The organism is Flavobacterium poyangense (genome assembly GCF_011751075.1).
Classification (GTDB): Bacteria; Bacteroidota; Bacteroidia; order Flavobacteriales; family Flavobacteriaceae; genus Flavobacterium; species Flavobacterium poyangense.
This window is the reverse complement of sequence record NZ_JAALLN010000001.1, coordinates 124570-139188: the sequence shown is the minus strand read 5'-3', so window position 1 is coordinate 139188 and position 14619 is coordinate 124570. Positions and strand designations below refer to the sequence as shown.

Here is a 14619-nt window from a genome sequence, read left to right as displayed (position 1 = left end):
TTTCTTTTGAATGAATTTCTGTTAAAAGTATTAATTTAAAATCTTTTCGATGGCATTATTAATTCGAATTAGATCTTCTTCGAGACTTCCGTGATAACTTTTTCGGTATTCGTTGATCAAAAATACAAGTTCGCGGATGTCTTTTTCTTCTTTTCCTGACTTATGATGCAGTTTTTGGATAAAAGTATCATCGAGTTTTGTGGTGTCGAGCAAGTATTCATTTCGTATTCTTTCCAGAAAGTAAATGATTTTTTTGTCTATAATATTATCATGATCGCCTTCCTGATAGTATAAGTTTCCGATGGTTTTGGTAAAATCAACGGTTAGGTTCGGAAGCGGTTTTAAGATTGGAACAATGCGTTGTTTTCGTTTGACATTAAAAAGAATAAAAATCAGAATTCCAATTAGCAACAGATACCACGCCCATTTTAATGCGGGCTGACTTAAAATGTATCGTAGTGGTGAATCGGAAATCGATTCGTTGTTTTGCCCTTTAGTGTACCAGTAAACGTTTCCTTTCGGCATATAAGAAAGTACATTTTCAGCGTATTGATAATGATCTTTTTTTAATAAATGATAATTGGTAAAAGCAACGGGCTGTACGTGCAAATAGAAATAACCACCTGAATAAGGGACTTTTATAAAATTGACGTGTTTTTGTTTTGGTGTGCCTTGATACCCCAGTATGGTTGTTGTTGCCGTGTCGATTTTTGTGAAATAATTCTCGATACCAACATCTTTAAAGCGGTATTTTTTGGAACTTACTTTTTTATTAGCCATCCAGACTGTGGCATTATCCGGAGCTTGAAAATTGGTGTTCAATTCAATTTTTAAACTGTCTAACAGGGGCTGCGGAAATGTTTTGAGACTCAAAAAAGCATTATTGCCATGAGATACAAAATAAAAAAGTTCTGTCATAGACTGATTGTCAATGTCGCTAAATTCGGCTACATTGAAAAAAGTACCTTTGATACTGTATTTTCCGGAAATGGTATCAGGAATATATTTTGAATCTAAAAACTCGTAAGGAGTTACAGTAGATATGCGTTCAATTTTTTGCTTTTTTAATATACCGCTAATTTCTTTGTCAAAAATGTACAAACCGTACGGAATTTTATCATTAACAGAATAGGTTGGACGCCAATCGATAGGTTTAGGTTGGTTAGAGCTGGCTATTATGATTATGGCAAAAACAAAAACCAGAATAGCGATGTAAATTTTGACGGATTTATTCATTGCTAAAGGTTTTTATTGAATTCTTAAAACGGTTTTCTGCTTTTTTGAAAGTGGTTTCATCAATTTCAAATTCGCCATACCAAATATAGTTGTACAAATAGGATAAGTAAGTGAACTCTTCTTTATAAACAGGGCTTTGAAGCTCGTACAGATAATCGGAATTGGTTTTTTCGATGTCCCATTCGATGTAATGGTTTTGCGCCATAACTTTCAATAACCACAGGTAATAGTAGCGAATTGCGATTCTTTTTTCTCCTTTTTCGATACTTTCCTCAATGAGTTTTTTGAAATCTAAGAGGTGTATGTTTTTCTCAAGTTCAGAGTAATAAACCGTTTTTTTATGAGAATCTTTTCCGAAAATCCATCTTCCTTCTTTATTGATTATTGCTTTTACGATCAGATAGATGACAAAAACAATAATAAGAACAGCCAGTACTTTCAATAAAATAGAGACAAAATCTAATGCGGCCTGTGGATTGCTAAAAGTGAACAGTTTTCTTAAAATGCCGGCGAGCCATTCTTTAAAATGATCCCAGGCATTTTTTTCGGGTGCTTTGTATTCGTATACGAAATCAGAGGAAGTGTATTCTTTTTTGAAATTTTTCTTGAATTTTTTGGTTTCAACAGTGTCCGAATCGATTTTGATATCTTTCTCCGTGTATTTTACCGAAGTAATTTTTGGCGGATCGGCAGTCACTAAAGTATCCTGAGCATTGGTGATGCTGAAGAAAAAAAGAAAAGATAAAACAAAGAAAATTTTATTCATTATCGGTTCTGATTAGGTCAATTTGGCTGATAGTTGTTGTGTTTTTTTGTATACGATAAAAGGATAAACCAAATAGTAAAAAGAGATGATACCTAGTGTCAACAGTATGATAAAACTGCTCATCCAGTTGGGCATATCGATAGAATATCGGGTAATAAAACCTTCAAGAAATCCTGCACTAATGGTAAAAGGAAAGGTGCTCAGGAAAATTTTGAAACTGTTTTTGAAACCTATTTTAAAAGAATTTACTCGCGAAAATGTTTTGGGAAACAATATCGAGGCTCCCAAAATAAATCCGGCAGCAGTTTCAATTACAATAGCAAAAATTTCCATTGAACCATGAATCCAGATGCCGCGAACGCTTTTCCAGAAAACATCCTGTTCGTAAAAAAAGTACTGAAAAGCCCCTAACATAATACAGTTTTGCAAGGCAATGTAAAAAGTGCCAATTCCCCCGAAAATACCATAAATATAACATCTGGCGCCTACATAAAGATTGTTCATGGTGATGCCAATAAAACTTCCCCAGTTGCTTCCCGTGCCATAAACGGCCATAGGATCTCCTTTTTTAATGTTTTCTAAAGTCATGTTTACATAACCGTCCCCTAAAATCAGGCGAACAAAATTCTGGTCGTATCGTGCCGAGATCACACCAATACCCACGGTTATAAAAAATAAGACAAAAGAATAGAGGAGATATCTTCTGTATTCGTACACCAGTAGAGGAACTTCGGTTTTAAAAAATTCAAGAAACCTGTTTTTCTCGGCTCGTTTGGTTTTGTAAATTTTCTGATAGATCTGTGAAGCCAAATGATTTAGATAAACAACTGTCTTGCTTTTTGGATAATACGTTTGGGCGTAAGACAAATCATTCATCATTTGAATGTACAAATTGGCTAACTCATCAGGATTTTTTTTAGCTTTACCGAAAATAGCTAGCTCAAATTCCAGCCATTTTTCTTTATTTTGTTTTATGAAGGCGATCTCTCTCATTATGGGCTAAAATATAAAATATGTCAGAATTATCAATAAATACGACGCAAAATGTCAAAATAAATTTTATCGCAGCTTCTGCCGGTGAGCGAATAGGTTCTTATTTTATCGATTTGATTATTAAGTTTGCCTATATCATAGTGATTTACGGCATATTTTTTTACTCGTTGAATTTAGGAGCGGCATTAGATGGTTTAGATAACTGGTCAAGAATGTCGATTCTTTTGTTGCTTTATTTTCCTGTAATCATCTATTCGCTCACTTTGGAAAGTATTTTTGAGGGACAAACGATCGGGAAAAAGCTGGTTAAGATAAAAGTGGTGAAAATTGATGGCTATCAGGCCGGTTTTGGAGACTATCTGATGCGATGGTTTTTTAGACTTGTAGATATTTCTATTATGAGCGGGGTTATTGCTTTGATAGCTGTAGTTTCGAGTAAAAAAGGACAACGCTTGGGAGATATGGTCGCAGGAACGGCTGTTATTACGTTGAAAAATAAAATTAATATAAGTCATACTATTCTTGAAGAAATTGGAGATGCCTATATACCAACTTATCCTTTGGTTATAAAATTGTCTGATAATGATATGCGAATTATTAAAGAAACCTTTCAAAAGGCAGAGAGTAAGAATGATTATGAAACCATTGGTAAATTGGTTTCTAAAATAGAAAGTGTTACCGGAATTAAAAATCAATCCGGAAATGAACGCGATTTTCTACGGGTAATTTTAAAAGATTATAATTTTTATACGCAGAATATGTAGTGTTGTGAGATGTGAGATGTGAGATGTGAGAAGTGAGTTGTGAGAAATGAATTGGGAGAAGAGGGAAAAAGATAAGTGAAAAAGAGGTATGACATATATCATTTTTTGATACATAGTAATTTAATAAATTTGACATAAATAAGTGGATAAGTATCATTTATAAATTTAATCAAGAAGGTAATAAATGATAGCTATAGTTTTGAAACTTAAGAGGCGTCACCGAAAAGCCATAAGAGTAGGATAAATTAAATTATAAAAGATGATGAGAGTTACAAAAATTTTTGCACTCATAATGTTATTGGTTACCGTTGTTGGTTTTGCTCAGAATGGGAACAAAAAATTGGACAAAATTATAAAACGTGACTACCAGATTATTGAATGTACTATCGCAAAAATGTCCGATAAAACAGTAGAGTATTCATTGCCCGGAGAAACGTTGCGAATTTCACTTGATATTGCTCAAATTGCCAGAATTGACTTTGGCAGTGGTCGTTCACAGACTTTTGATGTCCCTTCATCGGGCACTATTGTGAGTACAGGAGGCAATAATGATGGCAGTGTTGCTACTGGTAACAGTAATGCCAATCAGGTATTGGTTACAGCAGAAATGAAACCCAATACAATTGGGGTACTACCTGTTCCTTATCTGAATGCAGACAATTTGCAGAGTTCTGAGGAGATGTCTAAGTTTGCGCAAAATGATCTTTATAACAAGTTATTAGATAAATCGTCTAATATTTTTCCTCTTACTGTTCAGGATTTAAGAATAACAAACAATCTGTTACGTAAAGCGGGAATTGATTACAAAAATATTGATGAAATTCCCATCGAGGATCTTCAAAGAGTTCTTGGAGTTGATAATATTGTGGCTGTCAAGGTTTCGTTTACTACTACCGAAAGTTCTACAGCACTGGCTTATAATGGTGGAAATGCCAAAGTTAGCAACAATAATAAAAAAGTAAAAACAAATGATTATTCAATAGCCAATACCAGCACTCAGTTGAATTATTATTATACTGTATATTTTGATATGTACAAAAACAATACAAAAATCTATTCTCAAACGAGACAACCTTTTTTAAGTGTGAAAGACAGCTGGATGGACTCTGTTCAGTATTTATTGAAAAGAAGTCCGATTTATACAAGAAAATAGAAGTCCGGTCTTTGTAAAAACAGAAAATAAATTCAAAAAATTAAGGCAAAACGTCGTACCTATGCATTATTGAATCTTTGTAATTAAAATAAATAATGTTTCATTTATTAGACTTGATCGGTACGATGGCCTTTGCTATGTCCGGCGCATTAACAGCAATGCATAAAAAATTAGACCCGTTTGGGGTTTTTATTATTGCCTTTGTTACTGCGGTTGGAGGAGGAACATTGCGGGATGTTTTAATAGGCAGAACTCCTGTTGGTTGGATGAAAGACCTGCAGTATGTTTACGTTATTGCTTTTGGATTTTTTCTGGCTATAATTTTCAGAAAAAAGTTTGACAGATTAAGAACTTCTCTGTTTTTGTTTGATACTATCGGACTGGGGGTTTTTACATTGATTGGACTGGAAAAAGGAATTTCGATAGGTTTGCATCCTATAATTTGTATTGCTCTCGGAACCATGACGGCCTGTTTTGGAGGAGTCATTCGTGATATTTTATGTACGGAAATTCCAACCATCTTTAGAAGAGAAATTTATGCGACGATCTGTATTTTGGGCGGAGCGGTATTTTTTATTTTAAAGAAATTGAATCTTGAGGATGATATTTTGTATTTGATTACCTCTTTGGTCATTATTGTGGTAAGGCTAATGGCGGTAAAATACAAGTGGTATCTGAAAGCATTTGATCACAAATAGATTAGATCGGGATGACTGGATATACGGTAAAAAAATACGATCAGAACGATGCTGCAATTTGGAATGATTTCATTGCAAAAGCCAAAAATGCAACCTTTTTATTTCATCGTGATTTTACCGAATACCATAAAGATCGTTTTACCGATTTTTCGCTTCTTGTTTTCAAAAATGAAAATTTAATTGCGGTTTTACCTGCAAATAAGGAAGCAAATTCTGTACATTCACATCAGGGACTTACTTACGGAGGTTTGGTTTATAGAGAGCAAACGAAATTGAGTACGGTGATAGGAGTTTTTCAGTCCGTTTTGCTTTTTTTGAATGAAAATGGAATTCAAAATTTGATTTTTAAAACACTTCCGTCTCTTTATCACTTAAAACCTGCTGAAGAAATTTTATATTGTTTGTTTCTCGCTGAAGCAAAACTGATTCGTAGGGATGCTCTTGCTGTTATTGATTTGTCGCAGAAAAACAGCATTTCTAAAATTAGAAAAAGAGGTTTTCAAAAAGCAATTTCAAACCAGTTAACTATAAAAGAAGAAGATAATTTGGAATCTTTTTGGAATGAAATCCTGATTCCCAATCTGGATAAGAGGCACAAGGCCATACCAGTTCATTCTTTGGAGGAAATTAGTCGGTTAAAACAACTGTTTCCTAATAATATTCGTCAGTTCAATGTGTATTGTAAAGATAAAATTGTAGGCGGAACAACGATTTTTGAAACAGAAACAGTAGCACACTGTCAATATATTTCGAAGTTGGAACAGGAGGATAACTTAGGAAGTTTGGATTTTCTGTTTCAGCACCTTATCCAGGAAAAATTTGCCAGAAAGCGCTTTTTTGATTTCGGAATTTCAAACGAAAATCAGGGCAAAAAACTAAATGAAGGATTGTCATATTGGAAAGAAAGTTTTGGCGCAGGGACTATAATTCATGATTTTTATGAGGTAGAAACGTCTCGTTATAGTTTATTAAACAACGTTTTGATATGATTTCTTTTTTAGATCTTAAAAAAATAAACGAACCGTACGAAACTGCTTTTCAGGAAAAACTGAAATTGGTTTTGCAAAACGGCTGGTATATTTTGGGGAAAGAAACCGAAACGTTTGAAAAAGCTTTTGCTCAATATTGTAAAGCTGAATACTGTATTGGAGTGGGCAATGGCCTCGATGCCTTAACATTAATTTTTAAGGCCTATATTCAATTAGGAAAACTGCAAAAAGGAGACGAAGTGATCGTTCCTGCCAATACCTATATTGCCAGTATTCTGGCGATCATGGAAGCTGGTTTAGTTCCGGTTTTAGTTGAACCCCGCTTAGAAACATACAATTTGAATCATGATTTAATTCAGGCGAAAATTACGACAAATACAAAAGCCGTTCTGGTAGTTCATTTGTATGGACAATTGGCAGAAATGGACTCAATTAATGCAATAGCCGATAAAAATAATCTGCTGGTTATAGAAGATGCCGCACAAGCTCATGGGGCAGAAAAAAAGCTGAAATCGGACCTTAAAAATCAACAAGCTACGGCTGCTTATAGTTTTTATCCCGGAAAAAACTTAGGTTGCTTAGGAGATGGAGGCGCCATTACAACCAATGACGCAGCGTTGGCAAAAGTGCTTTTTTCGCTTCGAAATTATGGTTCCGATAAAAAATATCACAACGAATTTATAGGTGTAAATTCAAGATTAGACGAATTGCAGGCTGCCTTTTTAAATTCGAAGTTACCTGATTTAAACAACGATAATGATAAACGACGCTTAGTAGCGAAACGATATTTGACCGAAATTAAAAACGGCAAAATAATACTTCCGCATTGGGATTTTTCGGATAATCATGTGTTTCATTTATTTGTGATCCGAACTTCCAACAGAGAAGATTTACAAAACTATTTGTCTCGGAATGCTATTCAGACGGTTATTCATTATCCAATTCCTCCCCACCAACAAAAGGCATTTCCCGATTGGAATAGTTTATCATTTCCGGTTACGGAAAAAATTCATAAAGAAGTTTTAAGTTTACCCATGAGTCCTGTTTTAACCGAAGCAGAAGTCAGTTTTATCATTGAAGTTTTAAATAAATATTAATTTTGATTGGATAAAAATGGCAGGATTAAAATTATTTATTAAGAAATTCGTACCTGAAACAATTTGGATTTCGCTAATCAGGGTTTATAACTTTACTAATTTAAGGGCTGTCTCTGATTGGTATCAAATCAAACAGGCACCAAAAAAACATCAAAAAGCGCTTCAAATTGTTCGGAGAAAAGAAAAAGTAAAAGTCGCCTTCTTTTTGACTCATGAATCGGTTTGGAAATACGATGTTCTTTATGATTTGATGTTGAAACACCCCAGATTTGAACCTGCATTATTTGTTTGTCCCATTGTAAATTTTGGCAGAGATAATATGCTTTTTGAAATGGAGAAGACCTATAATTCATTTAAAAAAAGAGGATATAATGTTGTTAAAACCTATGATAAGGAAACCGGAAAGTATTTAGATGTCAAAAAGAGTTTTTCGCCGGATCTGATTTTTTATACGAACCCCTATGAGGGTTTGCAGGATTATCGGTATTATATCAAACAGTTTTCTAGAACATTAACTTGTTATGTTCCGTATGCTATTATGACAGTTGATTTTGAGTTTACTAATAATTTAAAATTTCATAATTTGGTTTGGAGAATTTTTTCGGAAACTCCTTTTCATAAAGAAACAGCAATTCAAAAACAAACAAACAAAGGAAGAAATAGTATTGTAACGGGTTATCCCGGATTCGATCCGATATTAGTTAATAAGAGACCGAACTATGGTGTGTGGAAAAATAAAAATTCCAGTCTTAAAAAAGTAATATGGGCACCGCATCATGCGATGAAGGAGTTTAATAAAGTGGCCAATTTTTTAGAATATTATGATTTTTTTCTGGAGTTGGCTGTTATTTATAAGGATAGGTTGCAAATTGCCTTCAAACCACATCATTTGTTAAGAGTCAAGTTGGAAGAAGACCCAAATTGGGGTAAGGACAAAACAGATGACTATTATAATAAATGGCAAAATTTGGAGAATGGTCAGTGTAAAAATGGGGGGTATATCGATCTTTTTTTAACATCAGATGCTTTAATTCACGATTGTGGTTCTTTTATGTCGGAATACCTGATTACCGGAAAACCGTCTCTTTTTATGGTTAGAGAGGAATCAGTTATGCAGTATTGGAGTCTTTTTGGAGAAAAATCAATAGCAGTACATTATCAATCCAGAAACAAAATGCAGGTAATTGATTTTATTGAAAATGTAGTACTTAATGAAAACGATTGGATGAAAGAAGAACGTACTAATTTTGTGCAGGAGAATCTAATTCCTCAAAAAAATCTGACCGCGTCAGAAAACATATTAGAATATTTAGAAGGGGAAATCTTTCGATAATGCATGGAGTTTTTTTAATTTTAGCGTTTGATTTGCAGTTTTGTACGAAAGAAAATGATAGTTGTACATTGATTGAAGAAGTAAATTGGAATGAATTTTTAATTTTTGTAAATGCAAAATACCTCTCTTAAGGCGATCGCAACAAAAGGAATGATCTGGTCGGCTGTTGATAAATTTGCAGTGCAGATAGGTCAGTTCGTTATAGGTATAGTACTTGCTCGAATTTTATTACCTCAGGATTTTGGTCTAATCGGAATGATGACCATTTTTATAACGATATCGCAAATTTTTATTGAAAGTGGTTTAAATGTAGGGCTAATTCAACGTCAGGAGAGAGAAGAGGTTGATTTTTCTACTCTATTTGTGTTTAACTTAATTGCAAGCTTTTTTTTCTATTTGGTTTTGTTTTTCTCTGCCCCTTTTATTTCGGGGTTTTTTAATCAACCACAACTAACTGATTTAACACGGATATTGGGTTTGAGTTTGTTAATAAATGCTTTCTCAATTGTTCAACGAACCAAACTAACGATTGCAATTGATTTCAAATCTATAGCTAGAAGTAATGTAATTGGAATGATTGTCGGTGGGGCATGCGCAATAATTGCCGTTCTAAATGGTTATGGAGTATGGTCCTTGGTTATTCAAATTCTTACCGGATCTTTCGCTTCTTCCGCATCATTATGGTTTTTAAGTAAATGGAGTCCTTCCATCGCTTTTTCAAAAAAATCTTTTAAATCTTTATTTGGGTTTGGCTCTAAACTGCTAATAACTTCTTTGTATGCTCAAATTCTAAACAACATTTATAATATTTGTATAGGGAAATTCTATCCAACAGCTTCATTAGGATATTACACCAAGGCAAAGAGTTTTGCGGATCTGTCTGCCGGTACAGTCGTAAGTGTTTTGCAACAAGTTGTATTCCCGGTTCTTGCAACAGTGCAGCATGATAAAGATAAATTAGTCTCCATCTACAGAAGAATGATTCGTATGTCAGCTTTTTTGATTCTTCCACTTATGGTACTTATTGCGCTGCTTGCAAAACCAATTGTGATCTTACTGCTTACAGAAAAATGGAGTACACTTATTCCGTTCTTACAGTTGATGGCATTATCGCGCATTTTTCTTCCATTAAGCGCCATAAATTTAAGTTTATTAAATGCAATTGGACGTTCTGACTTATTTCTAAAAGTTGATTTGTCAAAATTACCAATAACTTTAGTGGTAATGCTAATTACAATTCCTTTGGGACTAAAAATCATGGTAATTGGACATGTTATTACCTCGGCAATATTTTTTGTTATAAATGCTTATTTACCGGGGAAATTTTATGGTTTTGGCGCGATTAAACAATTAAAAGATGTATTGCCTTTTTGTTTTGCAACAATAGGAATGGCAATTTTAGTATTTGTAATGTCTTGTTTTGTTGCTAATTTGGTAATTCAATTGCTCTTAGGTGTTATAATTGGTGTTGCTACTTATTTGTTTATCTGCTGGTTATTGAAGTTAGATGAATTAAAAGAGGTTTGGGAGTTGTTTTTGAAGTCACATTTTTAACTTATGCATTTTTAAAAAGAGTTATAAGTGTTTGATAGTCTGTTGTTTTTGTTTCTACTTCCAAACATCCAAATACTGCTGAGCAATTTTTACATAATCGTGTTCTTCCTCGATAAATGCCCTTGCTCGTTTTCCGATTGCTATGATTTCTTGTGGGTTTTCAATTAAAAAAGACAATTCATTGACCAGATAATCAACATCAGGAATTGCATTGATGCAGACTCTTTCAGTGATCTTGTAGTAAGCTGTGAACTCCGTTTCGGCTCCCGTGAAAACTACTTTACTTTTAGCCATGGCTTCCAGGGCATTGTATCCCTGATCATAAGTAAAGGCCTGATCAAGTAAAATGTGAGATTTATTGTAAGAGTTTATGTATACTGCATAAGGAACATTTTGAGATCTGATGATTTCAACCCTGTCCGGATACTTAAGTGCTATTTTTGCCAGAGCAGCTTCAAAATAATTGATCCCCTTTTGATAATAGGAGTATTGGTTAACTCCCAAAAAGATAATTACCTTATTGTGAACAATCGGTTCTTCAAAAGGGAGTATATCATGATTTATAGGATAGGGAATTAATTTTCTGAATTTAGGATGGGGTTGGTTTGCTTCTATGTAATCTAAATCTGTAACGATGATACCATTACAATTTTTTAAAACAAAATCATGTATTTTTTTGTAGTTGGGAGTGAAATATTCCTCAATGTATTTGTAATATTTATGAAGCCCTGAGTCTTGTAAATAAGGCTGAATTAAAGATTTTTTATCTTTATTGGATAAATCATACTGTAAGGTCAGATAATCTACTCCACAAGACAATACAAAAACTTTTTTATTGGTATTGAAAATTTTTTTTACCAGGAAGAGTTCGAATTTTTTGGTTGTAATTATAGGGCGCTCATTAATAAATTGAACGACATCATAACCTTTAAATTGGTTTAGTAAAAAATAGAATCTTAAGCCTTGTTCTAAATTTACGATGTCAAATTTGGTTATTTTATGAACAAGTTGTCTGATATAATGAACGAACCTTAATTTACAGAAAGTATAATCAATAGAATAATCAACGGGAAAATTTCTAAAGCCATTGCTGTTCGAAACGATTTTTACTGTATGGCCATGTTTCACTAATCCTTCTTTCAGAGAATTGTGCAAACGACTATATTCGCCAACAAGTAAAATTTTCATGTTTTAATAATGAGTTATAAATTTTTCATGAGCATTGAATCTGTAAAAAAAGCAATGCGAATAATGAATTTAAGTTGCTAGTTGTAAAATGTAAAATGTAAAATGTGAAAGGGGAGTCTGAGAAATTAATCGTTTTTTAGAACAACCAAAATTTAATGAATAGAATGTTTGCGAAAGCAAAAAACAATACTAATTTCTTTAATATCTGACTTAAAAACTGAAAATGAAGTTGCTGTTAATTACTGGACTTCGACAATTCCTATAAACTCTATTACTTTCTATGTTTATCACGTAAAATAGAGCCGTAAAACAAATACATCTAATTTCAGACTTACATCTCACAACTCACATCTCATACCTAGCAACTTAAATTAATTATCGTACTTTCGTTGTAAATTTAGGCATTCAGGAATAATATGCAAACCAAAAAATATAAAATTGCTTTAGTAGGTTATCGATTGAATAGTGGAGGATTGGAGAAAGTAATGTCAACTTTATCCGTTTATTTTGATTCGATAGGTATTGAGGTTCATAATATTGTTTTTGTTGATGATATTGGCTACCCTTATTCCGGAACTTTGGTAAATATTGGAAGCATGAAGACAAAGGAAAATAAAGTTTTAGGTAAGCTAAAACTTCTTTTGTTTTTTTATAAATACTTAAAAAAGAATCAATTTGATTTTGTTATTGATTTCAGATATCGTGTGAAACCAGTACAGGAGTATATTTTGTCTAAATTTATTTATACCACGAATACAATTTATACCGTTCATAATTCGCATTTGCAAACTTACTTGCCCAATTCCAGATTTTTAACGAGGCAAATTTGCAAAGGAAAACATAGTGTTGTTTGTGTTTCAAAGGGAATTAAAATGTTGGTAGATGAAAAATTCCAACTGCAGAATAGCCATTTGATTTATAACCCGATTGATTTGGATGAAATAAAAACTTTAGCCGATAATCAAATCGAAATGAAATCACCTTACATAATAGCTGCCGGAAGATTTGACTCCGGTAATGTGAAACAATTTGATAAATTAATAGTAGCTTATGCAGAATCTGTTCTCCCTCAAAAAGGGATTTCACTGGTGTTAATAGGAGATGGAGATCTTATGGATGTTTATAAAGAGATAGCAATTAAAAGTGGAGTGGCAGATAAAATTCATATTTTAGGGTTTAAAAATAATCCTTATAAATATTTTCAAAAGGCATTATTCCTGGTTTTATGTAGTAAATATGAGGGATTTGGAATGACCTTAGTTGAGTCACTAGCCTGCGAAACACCTGTTATTTCCTTTGACTGTATTTCAGGGCCTAATGAAATCATAACAGACAAAGAAAACGGTCTTTTGGTTGAAAATCAAAATTTCAAAGCACTTGTTGATGCGATGAATTTATTAGTAGAAGATGAGGTTTTGTATATGCAATGTAAAAATAATTCTCTAAAAAGTATAGAACGTTTTTCAATGGAAAAAATAGGAAAACAATGGCAGGATTTAATGGGAAATACTATAAATTAGTGAAATGAATATAGAAGTTATAGCTATTCCTAAAATAGAAGAGCGAAGAGGAAATCTCTCTGTTATTGAAAATGATACAGTTCCTTTTGCCATTAAAAGAGTTTATTATCTTTATGATGTACCTAGTGGCGCAGAACGTGGCGGTCATGCGCATAAAAATTTGCAGCAGTTTTTGGTAGCTTTAAGTGGTAGTTTTGATGTAGTTTTAAAAGATGGAAAAAAGGAACAAATTGTTACATTAAATAAACCTTACGAAGGATTGTTAATTAATCCGGGGATTTGGCGGGAGCTTCAGAATTTTTCTTCAGGTTCTGTTTGTCTGGTAGTTGCCTCAGAGGTTTTTAGTGAAGAAGATTATATCAGAGATTTTGATGAATTTCTGAAATATTCTAATTGTAGATAGAAAAATCAATCCCAAATCTTTTTAAGGCATTTTTTAGTTTAAAAAAAGTGCGTAAAAAAATAGAAGGTGTGCCTAATAAAAAGCGAATTTTTAAGCTAATATTTTGTTTGTCTACATCTTTTAGGTAAAAGTTCATTTTTGCTTTGTTTCCAAAGATATAATAGCGCAGACCATATTCAATTCGGTACAAATCGAGAAAGTTTTTAAGGGATTTATTTTCTTTTTCAGAAAGTTTGAATTGCTCAAAATCCATTAATTTCATTGCATTTATATGGTTTTTGGTAATACTGTTTGGAATATTATACTGGTAAACAGCCGTTATTTTATTTGCTAAAACAACAGGATATTTTATACCAATTTTAGTCCATAATTCTAAATCCTGACCATTTGTTATGCCTGGCGTAAATACGTCATTTTGTTCTAATATTTCTTTTGGAATCGCCAGACTGGAAGTCCATGTAATTCTAAAAGGACTGTTGGAGAAAAAATAATCGGCTACAATTCCTCTGAACGATTTATCTAAACCATTATAATGAGGAATCTGAAAATGATTTTTAGAGATTCTAATTTTATGACGTGAACAATATATACCGCAATCTGGGAAATCATGATGCAAGTCTGATAATTCCTGTAAATGATTCGGAAACCAATAATCATCTGCATCCAGAAAAGCAATAAGTTTTCCGTTCGATTTGGCTATGCCAAGATTTCGGGCAACCGAAACTCCTTGTTTTTTCTGATTGTAAATCTGAATTCTTTTATCATTAAATTCAAGTGCCAGAGTTTCACCTTTATCGGTAGATTCGTCATTTATAATAATGATTTCATAATCGGTAAAAGTTTGATCAAGAATACTCCGGATTGCATTTTTAATATGATCAGCTTTATTGTACAACGGGATAACAACAGAAAAAAATGTCATAAT

At 33.0% G+C, this 14619-nt stretch carries 14 protein-coding genes; 9 read left to right on the top strand and 5 right to left on the bottom strand.

Translation table 11 applies throughout. From position 1 onward, the window contains the following. Nucleotides 1-30 precede the first annotated feature (30 nt). From G3A47_RS00545 to G3A47_RS00535, 3 genes are read right to left on the bottom strand one after another with little or no spacing between them, the layout of a single operon-like run. On the bottom strand, nucleotides 31-1236 hold the full coding sequence (locus tag G3A47_RS00545; protein ID WP_166919414.1) for a DUF4350 domain-containing protein: 1206 nt from the start codon (nucleotides 1234-1236) through the stop codon (nucleotides 31-33). Beyond that, a complete protein-coding gene (locus G3A47_RS00540; protein ID WP_166919412.1) occupies nucleotides 1229-2002 on the bottom strand; it encodes a DUF4129 domain-containing protein in 774 nt (257 codons plus the stop codon). Before G3A47_RS00540 ends, G3A47_RS00545 begins: the two co-directional genes overlap by 8 nt. Before the next feature lie 12 nt (nucleotides 2003-2014). Continuing rightward, on the bottom strand, nucleotides 2015-2995 hold the full coding sequence (locus G3A47_RS00535) for a stage II sporulation protein M (protein ID WP_166919410.1): 981 nt from the start codon (nucleotides 2993-2995) through the stop codon (nucleotides 2015-2017). Between the two features lie 20 nt (nucleotides 2996-3015). Between G3A47_RS00535 and G3A47_RS00530 the strand changes: the two genes are divergently transcribed. The 7 genes from G3A47_RS00530 (at nucleotide 3016) to G3A47_RS00500 (ending at nucleotide 10583) form a co-directional block, all read left to right on the top strand. Next, nucleotides 3016-3759, top strand: coding sequence for an RDD family protein (locus tag G3A47_RS00530; protein WP_166919408.1), 744 nt, complete (start codon nucleotides 3016-3018; stop codon nucleotides 3757-3759). Between the two features lie 259 nt (nucleotides 3760-4018). Further along, entirely contained in the window at nucleotides 4019-4912 is an 894-nt protein-coding gene (locus tag G3A47_RS00525) for a hypothetical protein (RefSeq protein WP_243860361.1), read from the top strand. Between the two features lie 95 nt (nucleotides 4913-5007). Then, nucleotides 5008-5610 carry a trimeric intracellular cation channel family protein gene (locus G3A47_RS00520; RefSeq protein ID WP_166919406.1) on the top strand — a complete coding sequence of 201 codons (603 nt, stop codon included), beginning with the start codon at nucleotides 5008-5010 and terminating at the stop codon, nucleotides 5608-5610. Nucleotides 5611-5621: 11 nt separating this feature from the next. After that, nucleotides 5622-6599, top strand: a complete 978-nt coding sequence (locus tag G3A47_RS00515) for a GNAT family N-acetyltransferase (protein WP_166919404.1) — start codon at nucleotides 5622-5624, stop codon at nucleotides 6597-6599. Continuing rightward, nucleotides 6596-7696 carry a DegT/DnrJ/EryC1/StrS family aminotransferase gene (locus G3A47_RS00510; RefSeq protein WP_166919402.1) on the top strand — a complete coding sequence of 367 codons (1101 nt, stop codon included), beginning with the start codon at nucleotides 6596-6598 and terminating at the stop codon, nucleotides 7694-7696. The genes G3A47_RS00515 and G3A47_RS00510 overlap by 4 nt, the downstream gene beginning before the upstream one ends. Before the next feature lie 16 nt (nucleotides 7697-7712). Then, nucleotides 7713-9029 (top strand): CDP-glycerol glycerophosphotransferase family protein, encoded by a 1317-nt coding sequence (locus G3A47_RS00505; protein WP_166919400.1) that lies wholly within the window; start codon nucleotides 7713-7715, stop codon nucleotides 9027-9029. Nucleotides 9030-9140: 111 nt separating this feature from the next. Then, the gene (locus G3A47_RS00500; protein ID WP_166919398.1) at nucleotides 9141-10583 is read left to right on the top strand and encodes a lipopolysaccharide biosynthesis protein; all 1443 of its coding nucleotides are present in this window, start codon (nucleotides 9141-9143) and stop codon (nucleotides 10581-10583) included. A gap of 54 nt (nucleotides 10584-10637) precedes the next feature. On the opposite strand, the gene G3A47_RS00495 is transcribed toward G3A47_RS00500, so the two are convergent. After that, the gene (locus G3A47_RS00495) at nucleotides 10638-11771 is read right to left on the bottom strand and encodes a glycosyltransferase (protein WP_166919396.1); all 1134 of its coding nucleotides are present in this window, start codon (nucleotides 11769-11771) and stop codon (nucleotides 10638-10640) included. A gap of 416 nt (nucleotides 11772-12187) precedes the next feature. On the opposite strand from G3A47_RS00495, the gene G3A47_RS00490 reads away from it, so the two are divergent. Beyond that, nucleotides 12188-13291, top strand: coding sequence for a glycosyltransferase (locus G3A47_RS00490; protein WP_166919394.1), 1104 nt, complete (start codon nucleotides 12188-12190; stop codon nucleotides 13289-13291). 4 nt (nucleotides 13292-13295) lie between these two features. Continuing rightward, on the top strand, nucleotides 13296-13694 hold the full coding sequence (locus G3A47_RS00485) for a sugar 3,4-ketoisomerase (protein WP_166919392.1): 399 nt from the start codon (nucleotides 13296-13298) through the stop codon (nucleotides 13692-13694). On the opposite strand, the gene G3A47_RS00480 is transcribed toward G3A47_RS00485, so the two are convergent. Continuing rightward, entirely contained in the window at nucleotides 13681-14616 is a 936-nt protein-coding gene (locus tag G3A47_RS00480) for a glycosyltransferase family 2 protein (RefSeq protein ID WP_166919390.1), read from the bottom strand. The genes G3A47_RS00485 and G3A47_RS00480 overlap by 14 nt on opposite strands. Nucleotides 14617-14619: the final 3 nt, after the last annotated feature.

Bases quoted from the DNA above. Each gene is read 5' to 3' on its own strand.
- G3A47_RS00545 (WP_166919414.1), bottom strand. From the start codon at position 1,236: ATGAATAAATCCGTCAAAATTTACATCGCTATTCTGGTTTTTGTTTTT.
- G3A47_RS00540 (WP_166919412.1), bottom strand. From the start codon at position 2,002: ATGAATAAAATTTTCTTTGTTTTATCTTTTCTTTTTTTCTTCAGCATC.
- G3A47_RS00535 (WP_166919410.1), bottom strand. From the start codon at position 2,995: ATGAGAGAGATCGCCTTCATAAAACAAAATAAAGAAAAATGGCTGGAA.
- G3A47_RS00530 (WP_166919408.1), top strand. From the start codon at position 3,016: ATGTCAGAATTATCAATAAATACGACGCAAAATGTCAAAATAAATTTT.
- G3A47_RS00525 (WP_243860361.1), top strand. From the start codon at position 4,019: ATGATGAGAGTTACAAAAATTTTTGCACTCATAATGTTATTGGTTACC.
- G3A47_RS00520 (WP_166919406.1), top strand. From the start codon at position 5,008: ATGTTTCATTTATTAGACTTGATCGGTACGATGGCCTTTGCTATGTCC.
- G3A47_RS00515 (WP_166919404.1), top strand. From the start codon at position 5,622: ATGACTGGATATACGGTAAAAAAATACGATCAGAACGATGCTGCAATT.
- G3A47_RS00510 (WP_166919402.1), top strand. From the start codon at position 6,596: ATGATTTCTTTTTTAGATCTTAAAAAAATAAACGAACCGTACGAAACT.
- G3A47_RS00505 (WP_166919400.1), top strand. From the start codon at position 7,713: ATGGCAGGATTAAAATTATTTATTAAGAAATTCGTACCTGAAACAATT.
- G3A47_RS00500 (WP_166919398.1), top strand. From the start codon at position 9,141: ATGCAAAATACCTCTCTTAAGGCGATCGCAACAAAAGGAATGATCTGG.
- G3A47_RS00495 (WP_166919396.1), bottom strand. From the start codon at position 11,771: ATGAAAATTTTACTTGTTGGCGAATATAGTCGTTTGCACAATTCTCTG.
- G3A47_RS00490 (WP_166919394.1), top strand. From the start codon at position 12,188: ATGCAAACCAAAAAATATAAAATTGCTTTAGTAGGTTATCGATTGAAT.
- G3A47_RS00485 (WP_166919392.1), top strand. From the start codon at position 13,296: ATGAATATAGAAGTTATAGCTATTCCTAAAATAGAAGAGCGAAGAGGA.
- G3A47_RS00480 (WP_166919390.1), bottom strand. From the start codon at position 14,616: ATGACATTTTTTTCTGTTGTTATCCCGTTGTACAATAAAGCTGATCAT.